This window comes from Bradyrhizobium liaoningense (genome assembly GCF_018130785.1).
GTDB lineage: Bacteria > Pseudomonadota > Alphaproteobacteria > Rhizobiales > Xanthobacteraceae > Bradyrhizobium > Bradyrhizobium liaoningense_A.
The window spans coordinates 62,830-82,501 of sequence record NZ_JAFCJT010000015.1; the positions used below are offsets into that span (position 1 = coordinate 62,830).

Below are 19,672 nucleotides of genomic sequence, written 5' to 3' on the forward strand. Positions count from 1 at the left end.
GCGAAACGTCGCGGCGCGCGAAGGAACGGCCGCCCACGCCTCGCGTTGTCGGGCCATCAGCAACGGGAGATGCACATGGACTGGAATCGCATCGAAGGAAACTGGAAGCAGTTCAAGGGGTCGGCCAAGGAGAAGTGGGCCAAGCTCACCGATGACGACCTCACATTGATCGAGGGCCGCCGCGAGCAGCTCGAGGGCCGGCTCCAGGAGCGCTACGGCAAGGCCAAGGACCAGGTTCGTCAGGACGTCGACGACTGGCTCAAGGGACTGCATTAAGCGCAGAACAAATGAAGCCCCGGCTCAGGCCGGGGCTTTTTGTTTGGCACTGCAATACCGCAGCTAGAACACCGTCAGGTATTTCAGCAGCGACACCACGCCGATAATGATGACGATCACGCGTGCGATCTGCTTGGCGCGGCCGTCCATCGGCAGCATGTTGATGAGATAGAGCACGAGAATGACGACGAGAAAGGTGACGAGTACGCCGACCAGCATCGCGAGGACCCCCCTTCAGGCAAATTGCTGACGGTGCTCTAACGTCCATCTCCCACGCAGGTTCCATCGAAGCAAGCCACTGCAACTTCTAGTAAATACGTACTTCTACGATCGGCCGACCTGCCTAAAAACTTTACCCTTTTCGTTTCAGATGCGGAAACCGTTTGGGTCATGCGCCGCAAACGGCATGCGATTGCCGATCTGCGTGCCCCTCCGTTTTCGATGTTGCCGGGGCGTCTCGACGAACTTTGCAATGGGAATTCATGGGGGCTTCGATGCTGAATCGTCTGACCGTGTCCGCGCTGCTGAAGGCGGTGATCGCCATCACGTCGGTCTGTGTGGTGATCGCGCTTTCACTCACCGCCTACGCGTCCTGGGACCGCCTCAAGACCGCCAACCGCATCTCGCAGATCGCCGACGCCTCCGCCGATCTGTTCAAGGCGATGCACAATCTGCGCACCGACCGCTCGACCACGTCGCGGCTGCTGAACGCGACCGAGCCGATGGACTCCGAAATCGAGAAATATCTGCGGAGCCTGCGCGATGCGCAGATGCCGGCGATGGCCCGCGCGCTCGAGCTGCTGCCGAGCATCGACTTCCCGCAATCGGGCACGCTGGTGCCGGAGCTCGCACGCCTCTACAAGCTGCTGGGCGAAGAGCAGAAGCAGTTCTGGGAGGATGTTGCCAAACCGAAGGACCAGCGCCGCGCCGGCCTGCCGAAGGAATACATGGAGACGACGCAGGGCCTGCTCGAGACGCTCGACAAGCTCTCGGGCGTCCTCGCCGCCACCGTCAACCACCAGGATGCCGTGATCGACCAGCTGCTGTCGATCAAGCAGAATGCCTGGCTGCTCCGCAACACCGCGGGCGAAGCCTCGCTGGTCGTCTCGACCGGCCTCGCCGCCGGCAAGATCACGCCCGAGGCCCGCTATAACTACACCCAACATGTCGGCGGCACGGCGGCGATGTGGAAGGCATTGGAATTGGCGACCTCGGGCATGCAGTTGCCGCCCGCGCTCGCATCCGCCATGACCGCGGCCAAGACCGCCTATTTCGAGCCGCAATATCTCACCCTGCGCGACCGTCTCGCGGACACGCTGGTCAAGGGCGAGAAGGCCGAGATGACCGCCAATCAGTGGAGCCCGCTCACGGTCGGCCGCCTGGCGAGTGCCGTCGCGGTGGCGGAAGCTGCGCTCGACGGCGCCAAGGTCCATACGCTGGAGCAACGCGGCGCCGCGCAGCGCGCGCTGATCGTGCAGCTTGCGCTTCTGGCGCTCGCCATCGGCCTCGCCGTCGGCGCGGTCATGCTGGTCAGCCGCCGCGTCATCCATCCCCTCAACACCATCCGCGACGCCATGCTCAAGGTTGCCGGCGGCGACCTCGCCGTCGACAGCGGCTATCTCGACCGCCATGACGAGATCGGCGCGCTGGCCGGCGCGCTGGAAACCTTCAAGCAGCAGGCGACCGAGAAACTCAAGATCGAGGAGCACGAGCGCGAACGCAACGTCGGCGCGGCCGCGCGCCAGCGCGCCGTCGAGGCCTATGTCGGCGAATTCGAGGGCGCGGTGCGCAAGACGCTGGGCGAGCTCAGCGAAGCCTCCGGAGAAATGCGCAAGACTTCGGGCGATCTCTCCGCCGTGTCACGCCAGACCAACGACCGCGTCCAGGTCGCCGGCAAGGCCTCCAATGACGCCTCCATGAGCGTCGACAGCGTCGCGGCTGCAGCCGAGGAGCTCTCGGCCTCGATCAACGACATCAGCCAGCAGGCGGCGCACGCCGCAGGCATCGCCGGCCGCGCCGTCACCCAGGCGCGCGAAACCGACGGCACCGTGCAGGGTCTGGCAAAATCTGCCGGACGCATCGGCGAGGTCGTCGGCCTGATCAACACCATCGCGGCGCAAACCAACCTGCTCGCGCTCAACGCCACGATCGAAGCGGCGCGCGCCGGCGAGGCCGGCCGTGGCTTTGCGGTCGTCGCCTCCGAGGTGAAGTCGCTGGCGAGCCAGACCGCGAAGGCGACGGAAGAGATTTCCGAGCAGATCGCCGACATCCAGAAGGTCGCGGGCGATGCCATCAACGCGATCCAGACCATCGGCGGCATCATCGGCGAAGTGAACGAGGTCGCCACCGCAATCGCCGCCGCCGTGCAGGAGCAGGGTGCGGCGACCCAGGAGATCACGCGCAGCACGCAGTTTGCGGCGCAGGGCACCAAGAACGTCTCGGACAACATCACCGGCGTGAAGGCCGATGCTGACGCTGGCGCAGCCGCCGCGGACAACGTGAAGCAGGCCTCCGAGATGCTGGAGAACCAGAGCCGCCAGCTCGGCCATGAGGTCAGCGACTTCCTGGGCAAGATCCGCGCCGCCTAAGGCGGCGCCCGTAATTTTACGGCAGGAACACTGTCTAAGTTTTTACCCTTTTCGGGCCAAATGCGCTTCAAGCGCCTGCCGAAGGCAGGCGCTTCCGCATGCATCCCTTTGGTCGTTCGAAGTTCGTAGGGGGCTGCCGGCGGCCACGAACTTCGAAACGCGTACCGGGGTGTCCAATGCTCAATCGCCTGACCGTATCCACGCTGCTGAAGGCGGTGGTCCTCTCCACCGCACTCGTCGTCGTCATCGGCTTCTCGATCAGCGCATGGAGCTCATGGGGCCGGCTTCAGCAGGCCAACCGGATCGTCGCGGTTTCGGCGGCCTCGGCCGAGGTGTTCAAGGCGATGGCGAACATCCGGGCCGACCGCTCGACCAGCAATCGCCAGCTCACCTCCGATGTCGCGATGGACAAGGACATCGAGAAATACATCCGCGAGATTCGCGATGCGCTGATGCCGGCGCTGGCCCGCACGCTCGAGATCCTGCCCACGACCGACGTCGTGCAGCGCGAGGCCTTCCTCGCCGACCTCGGCACGCTGAACAAGACGCTGCTTGCAGCACAGGCGGAGTTCTGGACCGAGGTCGTCAAGCCCAAGGCCGAGCGCCGCGCAGGCCTCGCCAAGGAATATGTCGCGACCGAGGACACGCTGATGGCGCAGCTCGACAAGCTCGCCGGCGCGCTCGCAGCGAGCGTCAACCACCAGGACGCGACCATCGACCAGCTCCTGACCATCAAGCAGATGGCCTGGCTGCTCCGCAACACCGCCGGCGAGTCCTCGCAGATCGTCGGCAACGCGCTCGGCAGCGGCAGGATCGCGCCCGAAGTGCAGCTCGCCTACACCAAATTCATCGGCGGCACGGAAGCCGCATGGACTGCGATCGAGCTGGCCGCATCGGGCATGCAGCTGCCGCCGGCACTGGCTTCCGCGATCACCGAGACAAAATCGACCTATTTCGACCCGCAATATGCCTCGACGCGCGACGGCGTCATCGCGACGATTGCCAAGGGCGAGAAGCCGTCGATGACCGCCAACCAGTGGAGCCCCTATTCGGTCCCCCGCATGATGACCGCAGTGAGGCTCGCCGACGCGGCCCTGCAAGCCGCCAAGGACCACTCCGCCGCCCAGCGCGCGGCCGCGGTGCAGCTGCTGCTGGTCAATACCGCCCTGCTGGTCGCCGCGATCGTCCTGACCGGCGCCGCCATGCTGGCGGTCAGCCGCCGCGTGATCACACCGCTGCATAAAATTCGCGATGCGATGCTCAAGGTCGCCGGCGGCGATCTTGGCGTCGACAGCGGCTATCTCGACCGCAAGGACGAGATCGGCTCGCTCGCCGGGGCGCTCGAAACCTTCAAGCAGCAAGCGATCGACAAGCTCAAGATCGAAGAGCAGGAGCGCGAGCGCAATGCCGGCGCCGCCGCGCGCCAGCGCGCGATGGAGGCCTATGTCGGCGAATTCGAGGGCGTGGTGCGCAAATCGCTGGGCGAGCTGAGCGAGGCGTCCGGCGAGATGCGCAAGACCTCGGGCGACCTCTCCGCGGTGTCGCGCCAGACCAATGAGCGCGTCGAGATCGCCGGCAAGGCGTCCAACGACGCCTCTACCAGCGTCGAGAGCGTTGCGGCAGCCGCCGAGGAGCTCTCTGCCTCGATCAACGACATCAGCCAGCAGGCCGCCCATGCCGCGGGGATCGCCAGCCGCGCCGTCAACCAGGCCCGCGAGACCGACGGCACCGTTCAGGGGCTGGCGCAATCGGCGGGACGCATCGGCGAGGTCGTCGGGCTGATCAATACCATCGCGGCGCAGACCAATTTGCTCGCGCTCAACGCCACGATCGAAGCTGCTCGCGCCGGCGAAGCCGGGCGCGGTTTCGCCGTGGTGGCATCCGAGGTGAAATCATTGGCGAGCCAGACCGCGAAGGCGACCGAAGATATCTCCGAACAGATTGCCGACATTCAGCGGGTCGCGGGCGATGCCATCAACGCGATCCAGGCGATCGGCGGCATCATCGGCGAGGTCAACGAGGTTGCGACTGCGATTGCCGCCGCCGTGCAGGAGCAGGGCGCCGCGACGCAGGAGATCACCCGCAGCACGCAGTACGCGGCACAGGGCACCAAAAACGTCTCGGACAACATCACCGGCGTGAAGGCCGACGCCGACACCGCTGCCGGTGCGGCGGACAACGTCAAGCAAGCCTCGGAAACGCTGGAGACGCAGAGCCGGCAGCTCGGCGAGCAGGTGAGTGATTTCCTGGGGAAGATACGGGCGGCGTAGGGCACGCTAGATTAGCGCGCCACTCTCGGTGTCGTCCCCGCCTAGTGCGCAATTGCGCACGGGGACCCATAACCACAGGGAGCAGTTGCAGCGCGAGCTGGCAACGCCGAGTCTTCGCCAAACGTCTCCCTGTGGTTATGGGTCCCGGGTTCACGACTTCGTCGCGCCCCGGGACGACAGTTTTTGTCGGGCGACTAGCGTCGCCAACTCAGCCGACGCCATCCCTACTCCTTCGCGACCACCGGCACCTGGCGGAATCTCGCGCGCACCGATTCCGGCAGCGGCGAAAAGTTCATCGCGACGCCTTGGCGGTCTTTGGCGTTGCGGTTGGCGACCACCAGGCCATCGCTGCCGGCAACGATGTCACCCTTGCGCAGGGTGGGATCGTCCTCGACCTTGACCTGGGCGAGGCCGACCGGATCCTTGCCGTTGCAGGTGCAGCCCGCAACGATCTCGTTGCGGTATCGGAACGCGTTGGGCAGGTCGGAATAGGATTTTCCCTTGTCCGTCGTGGCGTCGTCGATATTGCTGCCGTAGACCAGCGAGGTTTCGGACGTCGGGCAGAAGCTCTTGCAGGATTGCGCCTTGCTTTCGGCATCGTTTCCTTGCGCCGGGAAGTAGCGGCCATCGCAACCGCGCACGCAATAAGCAGTGCCGCCGCCATAAGAGGCCCGCTGGCGCGGCGTGTCGTAGCGCGGCATGTCACCGGTCGGGAACGGAATGCGGATCTCCGGCGCGGAGCGCGCGCGGAAGCCGCCGAACAGCGCCGAGAAGAAGTCTTCCGCATGCGCCGGCGGCGTCAACGCGAGGCCAAACAAGGCGACGGCGAAGCATGCCGCCGCGCCGCCGGCCAGTCTGCCGATCGAACGTCTCTTCATATCACCTCGCTCAACTCTCAGTTCACGGCCGACGTCGCGATGGTCAGCGCCTGCCGTCCCGAAGGCAGCGTCGTCACCGGGCGCTTGCGCACGGGGTCGCCCCCCCTGTCGTAGCCCCTGGCCATCAGCGGGGCGTTCTTCGGCAGCACCACGACCCTGGCGCCGACATTGACACGGCCAAACAGGTCCGTGACGTCCTCGTTGGTCATGCGAATACAACCGGAGGAGACGAACTTGCCGATCGTGGTGGGATCGTTGGTGCCGTGGATCCGGTATTCGCTCGAGCCGAGATACATCGCGCGCGCGCCGAGCGGATTGCCGGGACCGCCGGCGACGAAGCGCGGCAGATAAGGCTGACGCGCGATCATCTCGGCCGGCGGATGCCAGTCCGGCCACTCGGCCTTGCGGCTGACACTCTGCACGCCGGCCCAGGTGAACCCTTCTCGGCCGACGCCGACACCGTAACGGATCGCGCGGCCATTGCCGAGCACGTAATAGAGATAGGTGTTGCCGGTATCGATGACGATGGTCCCGGCCGGCTCGCTCCTGTCGAAGCTGACGATCTGCTTGCGCAGCCGGTCGGGCAGCGCGGCATCCTCGTCGGCGGCCCGAGGCTCCGCGGTGACATAACCCTGCGAATAGCTGGGGGCCTGCGGATATCCCAGCGGCTGCATCGGCGCGTAGCCGAGCGTCTGGGCCTGTGCCGCGAAGGGCATGGTCAGCAATACTGTCGCGAAGGCAATGGCGGTAGCGGCGCGCGGCGAGAAGCGGCGACGAGCTGGAGAGAACCTTGTCATGTGCTGCCCCGTTGGATGTGTGCATCAGGGTGATGCGGCTTCCCAGCAACGCAGTCGCACCGACTCAAGTTCCGCCGCTCGTTGCGGCAGCGAGGTCACAGTCAAGCGAGCAAAACTTCACGAAACCGCGATGGAACCGCAAAGTCCTCCCGGACGTTTTAGTGTCAACAATGGGCGCGCGGAGGCTTCCGTGCGGGAGAGATATTGTGCGCGTCCTTCCCACCGAACGTCTGATCTCCGGCAATAGCGAGGGCGACCCGCTTCCCGACAGCCATGTCGAGCGGCCACCGGTAATCCGCCGCACCGAGTTCGTCGCCTTTGCGCTCGCCGGGCTGTTCCTGATTGCCGTGGTCGCGGTGCTCTACGTCGCCAGGGCGTTCTTCCTCCCGGTCGTGATGGCCATCGTCGCCGGTACCATGTTGTCGCCGGCCGCAAGCTTTCTCGAGCGGCGCCATGTGCCGCGCGCCCTCGGTGCCGTGCTGATCGTGATCGCGGTGACGATGATCGTCGCCTTCGTCGTCGCGCTGATTGCCGCGCCCGCGATGGAGTGGAGCTCGCGCCTGCCGGAGCTCGGCGCGCAGTTGAAGGACAAGCTGCACGTGTTCGACCGACCGCTGGCACTGTGGAGCGAGCTGCAAACCATGGTCGGCGGCTCCGAGGGGCTGCCCAGCCTCCAGCTGCCGAAATTCGAATGGGTGCAGCCAACGCTGGAATTCCTGTCGCCGACCTTCGCCGAATTCCTGCTGTTCTTCGCCACGCTGATCCTGTTCATCGCAAGCTGGCGCGACTTGCGGCGGGCGCTGATCATGACGTTCGCCGACCGCGATGCGCGGCTCCGCACCCTGCGGATCCTCAACGAGATCGAGGTCCATCTCGGCAATTACCTCTTGACGGTGACCGTCATCAATATCGGCGTGGGCGTCGCGACCGGCATCGTCTGCGCCCTCACCGGCATGCCCAATCCGGCCGGGCTCGGTGCGCTCGCCGCGGCGCTCAACTTCATCCCGATCATCGGACCGATCGCGATGTTCGTCGTTCTGGTCGTGGTGGGGCTCGTCGCCTTCCCGACCCTCGGCGGCGGCCTGATGGCGGGGCTGGCTTTCGGCGGCATCACCTTCATTGAAGGGCACTTCGTCACGCCGACCATCATCGGCCGGCGGCTGGCGCTGAACGCGCTCGCCGTCTTCGTCGCGCTGGCATTCTGGACCTGGCTGTGGGGGCCGATGGGCGCGTTCCTCTCGTCGCCACTGCTGATCGTCGGGCTGATCCTGAAGGAGCATCTCCTGCCTGAGAATTCGCCGCAGCTCCCGCAGGCATGACCGGTTTCACCGAACGGAACTTACCCGAGGACGAAACGTTTTCCGGCTATCTCAGCCGCCAACAGTTTTGGAGCTCCTGATGTCAGTCACCAATGGCGAAACCGGGATGAGAGACTGGACCGACAAAGCCACCAGAGAACGCCTCGAGAAGGATGTAGCAGCCGTGAAAAGCGATATCGCCGCCCTCACCGATCAGATCACCGACGCGCTCAACACATTTGCCAATTCCACCAGCAAGCAGGCCCGCCGCGGCTATCGCCAGGCCCGCGAGAACGTGGATTCCGCGGTCGACGACATGTCGGATCGCGGCAGCGCCATGATGGAAGCTGCGCAAGACGCCTACGGCTCGATCGAGGAGACGCTGGAAGACGCCATCACGCAGCGGCCGCTCGCGACCGTCGGGCTCGCGCTCGGCATCGGCTTCCTGATCGGCGTCGCCTGGCGCCGGTAGCGCGGACGCGAGACCTTGATGCCACGGCGGCGCTGATGCGCCGTCGCTGCCGGCTTGTGGGGATCTGAGGAGCAAGGCCATGTTACAGCGCATCATCGACGGCATCAGCGCATCGACCGGCACGACCGTCCGCCTGACATCGCTCGCCGCGGGCGCAGCATTCGCGCTCTTCATCACCACGTGCTTTCTCTGCGCGGCCGCCTTCATCTCGGTCCTGGAGAAATATGGCCCCGTACAGGCCTGCCTCGCGGGCGCCGGCATCTTCTTCCTGCTGACGCTCACCGCGGCGGGGAGCTATTGGGGCTACAAGCGTCAGATTCAGAAGCGCGCCCGGATCGCCGCGGAGCGCGCCGCAAGATCGACCGCGCAGAGCATGCTCGCCGACCCCATGCTGCTGGCAACAGGCCTCCAGATCGTTCGTGCCATCGGCGTCAAGCGGCTGTTGCCTATCCTGGCCATCGGCGGCGTCGCACTTGGAATCATGGCGAGCCGCGCCGGCGCATCCGACGAAGCATCGGCTGAACCGGCTGAATAGCGGCGAATATCCCGGTCTTGCTGCCTCAGTCCCGGCTACGGACGATGCAGAGCGCCGCCACCGCGAGCGGAATAGTCAGCGCGCCCCAGGACAAGGGTAGCCATATCCCGGTCTGGCCGATCAAGGCCGCCAGCAGGCCGAATACACTCAGGGCAGCAAGCAGAGCCGGCCAGCGCCAGATCAAGGCGAGCGAGCGACGAGCCGTCATTCGGCACCGCCCGGCGATGGCAGCGGGATCGCAGCCGAGGAGCGGCTCGGCTTCGTGGCCGGCGATCGCGCAAACCAGAGGTACAAGCCGCTGCCGAGCACGAAGATCGTCACGAGGTCCAGCAACACCCAGATGATCTTCAGCGGCATGCCGCCATAGTCGCCGAAATGCAGGGGGCGCGAGAGCTCGAGCGCACGCAGATACCAGGGCATGGTGACCGCCGAGACCAGAGCGCCGCTTCTGGCGTCCACCAGTACCGGGCTGAACAGGCGCGACGTCAGTGGCTCCTTGCCCTTGGTCCAGACCACGTAATGGAACGGCGATCCGAACGGCGAGCCGGGATACACCACGCTGGTCGCGATCATCTCGGGGAACGCCGTCTTCACGGTGTCGTAGGCTGCTTGCGGCGACGACAATTCGGATGTCTGCGGCACCGGCTTGCCTTGCAGCGGCGCCAGCATCGCGCGCACGTCGGTCTGCTGCCATAACGCGAACAACGGCGTCGAAAGCTCGTTGATCACGCCGGTGGCGCCGACCACCAGCGCCCAGCCGACCGTGACGACGCCGAGCAGATTGTGCAGATCGAGCCATTTCAGGCGCCGCGATCGGGCCGCACGCACCGTGCCGAAATCGAGCTTGCGCATGAACGGCCCGTAGACCGCGATCCCAGAGACGATCGCCACGACGAAGAGCAGTGCCATCGCACCGAGGAACAGCTCGCCCGGCAACCCCATGAAGATATCGCGGTGGAGTATCAGCATCAGTTGAAGGAACGAGAGGCCGTCCGCGCCGAACGGTTTCGTCTGCTTCAGCACGTCACCGGTGTGGGCGTCGAACCGGATCGAGTACAGCGCTTTGCGGTTGGCGTTGAAGGCCTCCCAAGAGCTCGCCATATACACCATGATCCTGGGCTCGTCGTCGTCGACGAATACGGAGATGATGGTCTCGCCGGGATACATCTTCCGGCTGGCATCGACGACCCGGTCGAGACTGACATTGGGCGTGCCCTCCGGCACCTGCGCGTAGGGCAACGCATCGTCGAGCAGGCTGTTGATCTCCTCCCGCAACACCAGCGGCAAGCCGGTGATGCAGACGAGGAGCAGGAACAGCGTGCAGATCAGGCTCGTCCATTTGTGCACGAAGAGCCAGCGCCGCAACGCGGGCTTTCGTTCGTACACGCGTTCCCCGAAGACTGCCTGATCGCTCATTCCGCTCCCCTCCTACCAGCGGTATCGCAGCGTCGCAATCACGTTGCGGCGCAGGCCGTAATAGCAACCGATGTCCTGGCAATAGGTCACGTAGGTCTTGTCGAACAGGTTGGTGGCGTTGACCTGCGCCGAATAACCCTTGAACATCGGCCCGAGCGCGGAGAAGTCGTAATGGATCGCCGCGTCGAACAGCGTCACATCAGGGACATAAAACGTATTGACCGTGTTTCCCGGAAGCTCGCCGATATAGCGGACGCCACCCGACAGACCGAAACCGTCGAGCACACCGCCACGGAAGGTGTAATCCGCCCAGACCGAGGCAGAATTCATCGGAAACCCGACCGGATGCTTGCCGAGCTGGGTAGCGGTGTTGGTCCTGGTCACGACGTTATCGAGATAGGTATACGAGGCGAGCACCGTCAGTTCGCGATTGATCTCGGTCTTGGCCTCGAACTCGACACCGCGCGACCGGATCTCGCCGGTCTGGACGCGCGCGGTCGGGCCGTGTGTCGGATCGGGGTCGGGCGTCACCACGTTCTGCTGGACGAGGTTGAACGCCGCAATCGTGTAGAGCGACTTATCGTTGGGCTGGTACTTGATACCGGCTTCCTGCTGCTTGCCGGTCGTCGGCGCGAACGGCCGACTGAAGAAGTCCGTGCCGGCGGTCGGCTGGAACGACTCCGTATACTGAATATAAGGTGCGACACCGTTGTCGAACTTGTACAGAAGCGCGCCGCGCTTGGTGACCGCAGTGTCGGACTTCGGGGCGATCGTAGTGATGTTTGTTGCGAATGACAGGCTCTCGGTGCGGGACTGGGCGAGATCGTGGCGGATGCCGAGCAGCGCCACCCAGTGATCGTACTTGATCTGGTCCTGGATATATTCGCCGAGCTGCTCGATCCGCTGGCGATTGTTGGTGGTGAACGGCACCGAGCCGAACGGCGTGCCATAGACCGGGTTGAAGGCATTGATCGGCGCCACGACCGCAATCGTGCCATTGAGGGTCTTATCGAGGCCGTTGCGGTAATCGACGCCGGCGAGCACGGTATGCTCGATCGGACCGGCATAGAATTTCGCTTCGGCCTGGTTGTCGACGGCGATGGAGCGCATGGTCTCCTGTGTAGTGTAGGCGCCGCGGGCCAGGTTGGTCGGATCCGAGCCGGAGGGAGACACCACCGCGAAATCTGTGCTGAGGTCAGTGTAGCGCAGGTTCTGCCGGACCTTCATATTGTTGTTGAAGCTGTGCTCGAACAGATAGCCGACCGAGCCGTAGGTGCGGTCGGTCTTGTCGAAGCCCGGCTCGCCTGAATAGAAGCTGGTTGGAATGAAGCTGCCCTTGTAGGGCGTGATGGTGCCGATGCCGCCTGGCGGCAACTGATTGTAGAAGCCGGCCTTGGGATCGCGCTGATAGGTGCCGAGCACCGTCAGCGTCGTGTTGTTGTCCGGCCGCCAGGTCAGCGACGGCGCGATCGAGATGCGCTGGTAGTCGCCATGATCGACCTGGCTGCCGACGTCGAAGCCCGACGCTGTAAGGCGATAGAGAAACTCCTTGTTCTTGTCGATCGGTCCGGACAGGTCGACGCCGGCCTGCACGCGATTGTAGCTGCCTGTGGAAACGAACATCTCGTGATAGGGCTCGAGCGTCGGCCGCTTCGAGACCATGTCGACGAGGCCGCCCGGCGAAGACTGGCCGTACAGGATCGAGGCCGGGCCGTGCAGGACCTCGACCCGCTCGAGATTGAACGGCTCGACCAGCGAATAGGCGAAGATGCCGAAGTTGAGCAGTCGCAGCGAGTCCAGATATTGGTCGGCGAGGAAGCCGCGGACATAGACGGCATCGGTGCGGGCATCGGCGCCGGCGAACTCGCCGCGCGTCCCCGGGGTGTAGCGCACCGCCTGCGCGATGCTCTGCGCGCCCTGGGCCTGGATCTGATCCTGGGTGATGACGGAAATCGCGGCCGGGGTCTCGATCAACGCCGTATCGGTCTTGGTGCCGGTGCCGCTGCGGGTGGCGACCATGCCATCGACATGGCCAAAGGCCGATTCCTTGCGACCCGCCCCGGCCCCGGCAGCCGCTGCAGTCTCAGCGCTGCCAGCCGCATTCGTTCGCGGGACCACGCGCGCGCGTCCCGCGCTGCGGCTGCGCGAGAGTGATGAGTTGGCACGTTTGCGCGCTTCGCTTGGCTGGACGACGACCGCACCGAGGTCGGTGCCCGCCCCGGCGGATGACGCCGTTGTCGATGATTGAGCTGACGCCCCTCCCGTACCGATGATCAAAACGATCGAGCTGACGGCTCCCACGAGCCGCCAGCGCCGCACTTCCAAGACGCCCACTGCAACTTCCCCACTTCCGACGGCCGCATCGATGCGGCCGGAAGGAGGAGTTACCGCAGCGGTTCAATGCTGCCTGCTAGAAGCCCTCCAGTCTGGAGATTTACTAGTTCCAGACTTCAGAGGTGCTACAGCCACACGCAGAACGATGCAGCCACGACCACGGACTGGTGAGCCGACTCACCTGGAAGGTCGCGACGGAAGGCGGGGCCGCTCTCTTTCCGAAAATTGCGGCCCGGCCACGCCACACGGGAATGTGCGAGCGCGCGCCCGCCAATATGCGCAATTTTCTGCCATCAGGGACGAATCGGGCCCCCTCACGCAAACGCTACTCGGATGGGCAGGCGGTTGCCGCTAAAAGCAGCGCCCTGATTCCAAAAGTCATTTTCCACGATGAAACCGTCCGTCAAGGCGAACCTCGCCGCATTCCATCACGACGCCAGGCTGTATTTGACGCTAGGCATTGCCAACTGGTCGGTGTTCGTCGACCACATCCCGAACAACGTCGTCAACCTGCTGACGCTGCGCAATTTCGGCTTCAGCGGCGCGGCCGACCTGTTCGTGTTCGTGGTGGGCTATGGTGTTGCCATCATCCACGGCAGGATGGCGCTGGAGCGCGGCTATCTCGTCGCGGCGACGCGGATATTCCGCCGCGTCTGGCGGCTTTACGCCGCCTATGTCGTCCTCTTCGTGATCTATATCGACACCATCGCCTATGTCGCCTCGCAATCGATGGCGCCGGAGATCATCCACGAATACAACATCTCGGGCATTCTCGAGCATCCGCTGCGCATCCTGGTCCGCGGCCTCGTGCTCCAGGAAGAGCCGCTGAACCTCGACCTCCTGCAACTGATGATCCCGCTGATGGCGTTCTTTCCGTTTGCACTATGGGGTTTGCTGCGGCGGCCGAACCTGACGCTGGCGGCATCGGTCGCGCTCTACGTTGCGGCGCGCTGGTTCGATTGGAATTTCCGGGTCTATCCGGACCAGGAGTGGACCTTCAATCCGATGTGCTGGCAGATGCTGATGGTCCTGGGCGGCTGGTTCGCCGTAACAGGCGCCTCCGGACGCGCGTTGCACGGCATGTCCTGGCTGCGGATCCTCGCGGGTGCCTATCTCATCCTCGCGATGGCCGTCACCTTGATGCGGCATTCGCCCGCGCTGTCCGTCTATTTGCCGGACTTCCTCCTCAACAGCATCACGCCGACAGACAAGGAAAACCTCGCGCCCTATCGCGTGGTCCATTTCCTCGCGCTCGCATTCCTCGCGACCCATCTCATTCCGGCCGACCACCCCGGCCTGAAGTGGCGGCCGCTTCAGGCGGTGATCACCTGCGGCGAGGAATGGCTTGCAGTGTTCTGCATTGCTGTGTTCCTGTCCTTTGCCGGCCATCTCATCCTGATCACCGGACCGAACCTCGTGGTGATGCAGATCGCGGTGAGCCTCGTCGGATTCGCGGCGATGACGGCGGTGGCCTATTACATCACCTGGTCGAAGCGGCAGGACCTGCCGGCCGCGCTGCGGCAGCAGGCCTAGAGCTCCGTTTCGATTTGATCGGAACAGAGCTCTAGATTCCTGTTTTGACGCGCCTTCTTCAGGCGAACCGGTATCCACTTCGCTCGAAAACGCTCTAGCCAAATAATCGTGCGATTCTGCTAGGCCGAGACCTTTGGCTGCGCTATGCGGTAAGACTCTGCGTGAGGAGACCGGCGTGGCGATGGCGAAAGGCGGGGGTGAAGAGGCTGACAGCGCGCCGAGGCGCGGCCGGCCGCGGTCGATCGAGACCACCAATGCCATTCTCGAAAGCGCCTATGCGCTCATGGCCGCCACCGGCCTTGCCGCCACCACCATCGACGCCGTCGCACGCCACTCCAGCGTCTCCAAGATGACGATCTACAAATGGTGGCCGTCGCGGGAAGCGCTGCTGATCGACGCCTTCCTTCATCATGCCGCGCAGATGCTGCCGCTGCCGCCGGCGAGCTCCGGCAGCCCCGCGGCGCGCGCGCGCCGCCATGCCGCGGCCTATGCCGATGCGCTCCAGGGCGAGTTCGGCAAGGTGCAGCTCGCCGTCGTCTCCGAATGCATTTCCAAGACCGGCTCGGCGGAGCTGTTCTACGCCCGCTACCTGCAATTCCGCCGCGACGCGCTGGTCGAGATGATCGCCGCGGGCCAGAACGATGGCAGCATCCTGGCCAAGGGGCCGGCCGAGGATCTTTACGACGCAATCTACGGCAGCCTGTTCTACCGCTACGTCTTCGGCATCGCGCCGATCACGCCGGCTTACGCGCGGAGCCTGGTCGATCTGATATTGCGGCCGAAGGGCTAGACTGGGCGATGAAAATGCTCCACGCTTTTTAAGTCGGGCTCTTCGGACGCCTCTGAGCTGACATGATCGCCACGTCCCGAGGAACGGCACTCGGCGGTCCGCAGACACAAGTCGCGTCTATTCCCACAGCAGCAACGGTCATCATGATCAAACGCATTTTGCCATACGAAGGATTGCTCCACGAGGTGGTCGAGCATGGAGGCGTGCTTTACATCGGCGGAATCGTCGCCGAGGACACGAGCCTCGACATGTCAGGGCAGGCAAACGACGTGCTCGGCCAGTTGTCGCGCTTGCTGAAGGCTCTCGGATCCGACTTGGCCAACGTCCTGCAGGCGACCATCTTCGTTACGAATCTCAGCGAGAAGGCTGAGTTCAATGCGGCTTGGAAGGCGCACTTTGCGGAAGCTCATCTGCCGGCGCGCGCCGTAGTCGGCGTGGCCGATCTCGGTCCAGGCGTCAAGCTCGAGATGACCGCAATCGCTGCTCGACCGACTTCGGCCTGAAGCCGCGCGACCTCTACCGCACAGGCCGCACCGGTGCGGAGATCTTATCCGTGCGATCGCGCTCACTCATGTCGACCACCGTCTCCATCGGCGCGGTCAGCTCGTACACGTAGGAGGCGTCGGTGAAGTAGCGCTTGGCGGTGCCGCCGAGCGCTTCGGGCGCAACACGGTCGAGCAGGATCAGACCGAAATCGGAATCCGGGCGGCGCGTTGCCTCGCTGGTGTTGAACTCCTCCCAGCGGAAATGGAAGACCTCATCGGTCCCCTCGCCCGTCACCGTCCAATTCGCGGTGATGTGCGGATGCTTTCCGACCAGCGACAGACCTTCGTCGGAGTGCGAGGCGAGTTCGAAGAACAGCAGCGACAGGCTCTGCGCGGCGCGCGCGCTGACCGCGATGTCGGGGCCGGTGACGGCGATGCGGTCGGCATGCGGGATGGCGCGCGCCTCGAACAGGCCCTTCAGCTTGACGCCCTGCCACTGGCTCTCACTGAGCAGCGAGACCACGTTGGACATGGCATGGATGCGGCCGATCAGCAGCTCGCGCGCAACGTCGATGTCCGAGCCGTGGCGCAGCGTGCGCGTCACGATAGACTGGATCACCGCCAGGATGTTCTTGACCCGGTGGTTGAGCTCGTCAATGACGGCGGTCAGCCGGCGCTCGAATCCGATCCGCACCTGGATTTCCCGGCTAAGCCGCAGATTGTTGTAGGCGACATAGCCGAACAGACCGCACACCATCGCGGTGATGGCAAAACCGATCGCCGCCACGATGATCGCGGTCTGCTCGGCGCGCCGCGCCGAATTGGTCTTTGCGTAATAGCCGAGATGCCAGTCGCGGCCGCCGAAGCTCACCGTGCGCGTCGCCGACGGCGCCGGCCCGTCCGCCGCCGTCATGCGTGACGAGACCACGCCCTGGTCGTTGGCAACAAGCTCACCACCTTCCCTGCGCGGATCCTTCAGCGCCACCGCGAACAACGACATGTCGTCATTGGCCAGCATCAGGGAGGCGAGCTCGTAGGAAAATGTGACGAAGCCCGCCGGCTCCGTCGCGCCCTCGGGGATGACGGGCGCGGCCACAATGATGCCGATGGGCCCGCCGCCGCGCAGCAACTGAACCGGGTCCGAGGCGATCGACCTCTTCTCGACTCGCGCACGCGTTAGCATGGCGTTGCGCACCTGATCCTGCTCGTAGCTGCGGCCGGGCAGCGTCTTGGTCTCGTTGCTGCGCGGTTCGAGGTCCATCAGCACGTCGATCGGCTCGGTAACGTTCGCAAGATCGATAGGCTTGTCGTCATACGTGCGGATCTGCGGATTGGGGAAGCCGGCGCGCGCGATCGCAGCCTGCGCCGGCACAAGCTCGTTCGGCTTCAGCCGGGCGATCCACCCGGCCACCACGAAATCGGTCTTGAAGGCGTAGATGGCCGAGCGCAGCGGCTCCAGCATGTTCGGCTTGATGACCGACGGCGCACGGAACAAGCCTGAGGCGACACGCGCGAGCAGCTCGCGCTCGGTCAGGCGGTCCTGGACCAGGCTCGCGTGGACATCGATCGCGCGCGCCAGCGCGATCCGGTCCAGTGCCAGCTCCTGATCGTGGACACGATAGGCCGCGAGCCCGGAGAGCAGGGCTCCGAGCAGAGCAATGAAACCGATGATAAAACCCAGCCGGACCACTTCGACTACTCAGGCGAAAGTAGCAAGTCGGCAATAAACACGGAGCATATGAACGCCGCTCGAACGGCCATGTGCCGAAACAGAGTGGACCCCAGTAACGGAGATAATGAAGGAGGAGGCATCAGTACGCAACTTCGGTCGCCTGAAAAGCTTAATTCGCCCGGCCGATGGTCTGGCCATGACGGCTTTGCTCCGGGCACCGGAGGTAGTTAATCGCCGTGTCCGAAATTTGTTCCGCAAATGCGGCTTTTGCCCCAGACGTTAACGGCGGAAAACGCCTGCGCCACGTCGTCGCGCCGTCAGCTTGCCCGTTTCAGGCCGCCTTTGGCCTCGATGAAGCCAACGATATGGTCGAGCCCCTCGCTCTTTTTCAGGTTGGTCATGACGAAGGGGCGCGCCCCGCGCATGCGCCTGGCGTCCGTCTCCATCTTCTCGAGGGAGGCACCGACATGGGGCGCGAGGTCGATCTTGTTGATGACCAGGAGGTCGGAGCGGGTGATGCCGGGGCCGCCCTTGGACGGGATCTTGTCGCCGGCCGCCACGTCGATGACGTAGATGGTGAGGTCGGCGAGCTCCGGGGAAAAAGTGGCAGCCAGATTGTCGCCGCCGGACTCGATCAGCACGAGGTCGAGCCCGGGGAATTTTGCGCGCATGTCCGCGACCGCAGCCAAATTCATCGAAGCGTCCTCGCGGATCGCGGTGTGCGGACAACCGCCGGTCTCGACGCCGGCGATGCGGTCCGGCGTCAGCGAGCCCGAGCGCACGAGGAATTCCGCATCCCATTTGGTGTAGATGTCGTTGGTGATCGCCGCGATGTCGTAGCGCTCGCGCATGGTCTTGCAGAGCAGGTCCATCAGCGCGGTCTTGCCCGATCCGACCGGGCCGCCGACTCCGACGCGCAAGGGGCCGTGAGATTTCGACATGTCACTCGCTCTCTCTTGATTGGTCAAAGGCCGCACCGCTCACGAGCGAAACAGCCGAGTATATTGCGTCTCATGCCGCAGACTGGCGAGATCGGCGCGAAACGTCGCGCTGCCGAGGTCGTCCAATGTCGCATTCAGCGCCCGATTGGCGGTCGCGGCAACGGCGGCTTCCAGCTTCACCAGCACGCGCTGGCTGTCGGTCTGGCCGAGCGGAATGAGCCGGCTCGCCGCCGAAATCCAGTTCGAGACCAGCGCATGCAGGAAGGCGTGCAGCGTCGGCGCCAGCGGCACGCCGTGCATCGCGGCAACGACACCGACGGCGACGGGATAGACCAGTGGCGTGCGGCATGCCGCTACCATGGCATCCAGGCCTTGCGCATCCCACGCGGCGCGGGAGATGTCGACGAACGCGCGGCCCTGCGAGGTCGTCTCGAGCTGCCGCTCGCGCGACGGCACGAAGGCGGCGGCGAGCTCCGCGATGTCGTTCAAGGTCGTGTCTTCGCTGGCCTCAGCGGCGCGATAGGCGTGGACCAGGAACGTCGCATCGCAAAAGCCTGAACCGTCGCCGAGCATCGCATCGAGCCAGTCGGCCAGCGTCGCGGTGTCGGTGATGTCGCCCGCCTCGACCGCCCATTCGATGCCGCTGGAATAGGAGAAACCGCCGACCGGAAAGGCCGGCGACAGCCACGTCATCAGCCGGTACAGCGCCGCCGCCTCGCGTTCGGCGAGGTCACCGGCGCGAGACGGCTCATTTGTGGTCATGAGCATGGCTGTGGCCATGGTGATGATCGGGATGGTCGCAATGCTCGTCGTGGTGATGGTGGTGATCGTGACCGTGGTCATGCGCGGCATGATCATGATGGTGATGATCATGGCCGTGATGGTCATGGTGATGGTGGCCATGATCGTGATGCGCATGGTCATCGTGGCCATGCGCGTGGCCGGCATCGGCATAGGCGCCGCCTTCGGGATCGAACGGCGCCTCGATCTCGATCACGCGCGCGCCGAGGCCTTTCACCATGGCCTCGATGACATGATCGCGGCGGATGCGCAGGCTCTTGGCCATGATCTGTGTCGGCAGGTGGCGGTTGCCGAGATGCCAGCCGACGCGAATGAGGTGGTGCGGATCGCGGCCGCGGATCTCCAGCAGCGGCTCGGGTGCCGCGACCACTTCGACCAGCCGGCCGTCCTCCAGGACCAACGCATCGCCGCCGCGCAGCGCGACGGCATTCTCCAGGTCGAGCAGGAATTCGAGGCCCCGCGTTCCCGTCATCGCCATGCGGCGGCGGTGCCGATCGTCGAAATCGAGCACCACCGTATCCGCCGGCGCTTCCGTGAAGCGGTGTTGTCCCCTGACCTGCGTCGCCCGGATCATACTTTTTACCCC

The 19,672-nt window shown here is 64.6% G+C and carries 19 protein-coding genes; 9 read left to right on the forward strand and 10 right to left on the reverse strand.

The features are described from left to right. The first annotated feature begins 75 nt into the window (after window positions 1–75). On the forward strand, window positions 76–276 hold the full coding sequence (locus JQ627_RS25735) for a CsbD family protein (RefSeq protein ID WP_028178419.1): 201 nt from the start codon (window positions 76–78) through the stop codon (window positions 274–276). 63 nt (window positions 277–339) lie between these two features. On the opposite strand, the gene JQ627_RS25740 is transcribed toward JQ627_RS25735, so the two are convergent. After that, window positions 340–495, reverse strand: a complete 156-nt coding sequence (locus JQ627_RS25740) for a Thivi_2564 family membrane protein (RefSeq protein WP_042335954.1) — start codon at window positions 493–495, stop codon at window positions 340–342. Window positions 496–770: 275 nt separating this feature from the next. Between JQ627_RS25740 and JQ627_RS25745 the strand changes: the two genes are divergently transcribed. Together JQ627_RS25745 and JQ627_RS25750 are read left to right on the forward strand one after the other, a co-directional pair. Beyond that, window positions 771–2,864, forward strand: coding sequence for a methyl-accepting chemotaxis protein (locus tag JQ627_RS25745; protein WP_212486893.1), 2,094 nt, complete (start codon window positions 771–773; stop codon window positions 2,862–2,864). Window positions 2,865–3,040: 176 nt separating this feature from the next. Next, a complete protein-coding gene (locus tag JQ627_RS25750; protein ID WP_212486894.1) occupies window positions 3,041–5,134 on the forward strand; it encodes a methyl-accepting chemotaxis protein in 2,094 nt (697 codons plus the stop codon). Window positions 5,135–5,358: 224 nt separating this feature from the next. On the opposite strand, the gene JQ627_RS25755 is transcribed toward JQ627_RS25750, so the two are convergent. Together JQ627_RS25755 and JQ627_RS25760 are read right to left on the reverse strand one after the other, a co-directional pair. Next, window positions 5,359–6,012: a DUF2865 domain-containing protein gene (locus tag JQ627_RS25755; protein WP_212486895.1), complete on the reverse strand. Its 654-nt coding sequence runs from the start codon at window positions 6,010–6,012 to the stop codon at window positions 5,359–5,361. Between the two features lie 17 nt (window positions 6,013–6,029). Then, entirely contained in the window at window positions 6,030–6,809 is a 780-nt protein-coding gene (locus JQ627_RS25760) for a L,D-transpeptidase (protein ID WP_212486896.1), read from the reverse strand. A gap of 206 nt (window positions 6,810–7,015) precedes the next feature. On the opposite strand from JQ627_RS25760, the gene JQ627_RS25765 reads away from it, so the two are divergent. From JQ627_RS25765 to JQ627_RS25775, 3 genes are all read left to right on the forward strand, one after another. Continuing rightward, complete coding sequence (locus JQ627_RS25765; RefSeq protein ID WP_212486897.1) at window positions 7,016–8,128, forward strand: AI-2E family transporter; 1,113 nt, start codon at window positions 7,016–7,018, stop codon at window positions 8,126–8,128. Window positions 8,129–8,207: 79 nt separating this feature from the next. Next, window positions 8,208–8,579, forward strand: a complete 372-nt coding sequence (locus tag JQ627_RS25770) for a YqjD family protein (RefSeq protein WP_212486898.1) — start codon at window positions 8,208–8,210, stop codon at window positions 8,577–8,579. A gap of 79 nt (window positions 8,580–8,658) precedes the next feature. Beyond that, complete coding sequence (locus JQ627_RS25775; protein ID WP_212486899.1) at window positions 8,659–9,114, forward strand: hypothetical protein; 456 nt, start codon at window positions 8,659–8,661, stop codon at window positions 9,112–9,114. Window positions 9,115–9,139: 25 nt separating this feature from the next. On the opposite strand, the gene JQ627_RS25780 is transcribed toward JQ627_RS25775, so the two are convergent. The 3 genes from JQ627_RS25780 to JQ627_RS25790 are packed head-to-tail and all read right to left on the reverse strand — an operon-like array spanning window position 9,140 to window position 12,648. Further along, window positions 9,140–9,322: a hypothetical protein gene (locus JQ627_RS25780; protein ID WP_212486900.1), complete on the reverse strand. Its 183-nt coding sequence runs from the start codon at window positions 9,320–9,322 to the stop codon at window positions 9,140–9,142. Then, window positions 9,319–10,530: a PepSY domain-containing protein gene (locus JQ627_RS25785; protein WP_212486901.1), complete on the reverse strand. Its 1,212-nt coding sequence runs from the start codon at window positions 10,528–10,530 to the stop codon at window positions 9,319–9,321. The genes JQ627_RS25780 and JQ627_RS25785 overlap by 4 nt, the downstream gene beginning before the upstream one ends. A 12-nt stretch (window positions 10,531–10,542) precedes the next feature. Beyond that, the gene (locus JQ627_RS25790; RefSeq protein WP_312015808.1) at window positions 10,543–12,648 is read right to left on the reverse strand and encodes a TonB-dependent siderophore receptor; all 2,106 of its coding nucleotides are present in this window, start codon (window positions 12,646–12,648) and stop codon (window positions 10,543–10,545) included. Window positions 12,649–13,254: 606 nt separating this feature from the next. Between JQ627_RS25790 and JQ627_RS25795 the strand changes: the two genes are divergently transcribed. The 3 genes from JQ627_RS25795 (at window position 13,255) to JQ627_RS25805 (ending at window position 15,690) form a co-directional block, all read left to right on the forward strand. Then, a complete protein-coding gene (locus JQ627_RS25795; protein WP_212486902.1) occupies window positions 13,255–14,397 on the forward strand; it encodes an OpgC domain-containing protein in 1,143 nt (380 codons plus the stop codon). Between the two features lie 181 nt (window positions 14,398–14,578). After that, window positions 14,579–15,187 (forward strand): TetR/AcrR family transcriptional regulator, encoded by a 609-nt coding sequence (locus tag JQ627_RS25800; RefSeq protein ID WP_212486967.1) that lies wholly within the window; start codon window positions 14,579–14,581, stop codon window positions 15,185–15,187. Between the two features lie 143 nt (window positions 15,188–15,330). Then, window positions 15,331–15,690, forward strand: coding sequence for a RidA family protein (locus JQ627_RS25805; protein WP_212486968.1), 360 nt, complete (start codon window positions 15,331–15,333; stop codon window positions 15,688–15,690). A gap of 13 nt (window positions 15,691–15,703) precedes the next feature. On the opposite strand, the gene JQ627_RS25810 is transcribed toward JQ627_RS25805, so the two are convergent. From JQ627_RS25810 to JQ627_RS25825, 4 genes are all read right to left on the reverse strand, one after another. After that, on the reverse strand, window positions 15,704–17,362 hold the full coding sequence (locus tag JQ627_RS25810) for an HWE histidine kinase domain-containing protein (protein WP_212486903.1): 1,659 nt from the start codon (window positions 17,360–17,362) through the stop codon (window positions 15,704–15,706). Window positions 17,363–17,661: 299 nt separating this feature from the next. Then, the gene (gene ureG / locus JQ627_RS25815; protein WP_212486904.1) at window positions 17,662–18,285 is read right to left on the reverse strand and encodes an urease accessory protein UreG; all 624 of its coding nucleotides are present in this window, start codon (window positions 18,283–18,285) and stop codon (window positions 17,662–17,664) included. A gap of 39 nt (window positions 18,286–18,324) precedes the next feature. Beyond that, the gene (locus tag JQ627_RS25820) at window positions 18,325–19,053 is read right to left on the reverse strand and encodes an urease accessory protein UreF (protein WP_212486969.1); all 729 of its coding nucleotides are present in this window, start codon (window positions 19,051–19,053) and stop codon (window positions 18,325–18,327) included. Then, window positions 19,034–19,660, reverse strand: coding sequence for an urease accessory protein UreE (locus JQ627_RS25825; RefSeq protein ID WP_212486905.1), 627 nt, complete (start codon window positions 19,658–19,660; stop codon window positions 19,034–19,036). Before JQ627_RS25825 ends, JQ627_RS25820 begins: the two co-directional genes overlap by 20 nt. Window positions 19,661–19,672: the final 12 nt, after the last annotated feature.

Coding starts and splice junctions, on each gene's coding strand:
- JQ627_RS25785 (WP_212486901.1), bottom strand. CDS start 10,530: ATGAGCGATCAGGCAGTCTTCGGGGAACGCGTGTACGAACGAAAGCCC.
- JQ627_RS25750 (WP_212486894.1), top strand. CDS start 3,041: ATGCTCAATCGCCTGACCGTATCCACGCTGCTGAAGGCGGTGGTCCTC.
- JQ627_RS25735 (WP_028178419.1), top strand. CDS start 76: ATGGACTGGAATCGCATCGAAGGAAACTGGAAGCAGTTCAAGGGGTCG.
- JQ627_RS25780 (WP_212486900.1), bottom strand. CDS start 9,322: ATGACGGCTCGTCGCTCGCTCGCCTTGATCTGGCGCTGGCCGGCTCTG.
- JQ627_RS25755 (WP_212486895.1), bottom strand. CDS start 6,012: ATGAAGAGACGTTCGATCGGCAGACTGGCCGGCGGCGCGGCGGCATGC.
- JQ627_RS25805 (WP_212486968.1), top strand. CDS start 15,331: ATGATCAAACGCATTTTGCCATACGAAGGATTGCTCCACGAGGTGGTC.
- JQ627_RS25775 (WP_212486899.1), top strand. CDS start 8,659: ATGTTACAGCGCATCATCGACGGCATCAGCGCATCGACCGGCACGACC.
- JQ627_RS25770 (WP_212486898.1), top strand. CDS start 8,208: ATGTCAGTCACCAATGGCGAAACCGGGATGAGAGACTGGACCGACAAA.
- JQ627_RS25825 (WP_212486905.1), bottom strand. CDS start 19,660: ATGATCCGGGCGACGCAGGTCAGGGGACAACACCGCTTCACGGAAGCG.
- ureG (WP_212486904.1), bottom strand. CDS start 18,285: ATGTCGAAATCTCACGGCCCCTTGCGCGTCGGAGTCGGCGGCCCGGTC.
- JQ627_RS25820 (WP_212486969.1), bottom strand. CDS start 19,053: ATGCTCATGACCACAAATGAGCCGTCTCGCGCCGGTGACCTCGCCGAA.
- JQ627_RS25795 (WP_212486902.1), top strand. CDS start 13,255: ATGAAACCGTCCGTCAAGGCGAACCTCGCCGCATTCCATCACGACGCC.
- JQ627_RS25760 (WP_212486896.1), bottom strand. CDS start 6,809: ATGACAAGGTTCTCTCCAGCTCGTCGCCGCTTCTCGCCGCGCGCCGCT.
- JQ627_RS25745 (WP_212486893.1), top strand. CDS start 771: ATGCTGAATCGTCTGACCGTGTCCGCGCTGCTGAAGGCGGTGATCGCC.
- JQ627_RS25740 (WP_042335954.1), bottom strand. CDS start 495: ATGCTGGTCGGCGTACTCGTCACCTTTCTCGTCGTCATTCTCGTGCTC.
- JQ627_RS25800 (WP_212486967.1), top strand. CDS start 14,579: ATGGCGAAAGGCGGGGGTGAAGAGGCTGACAGCGCGCCGAGGCGCGGC.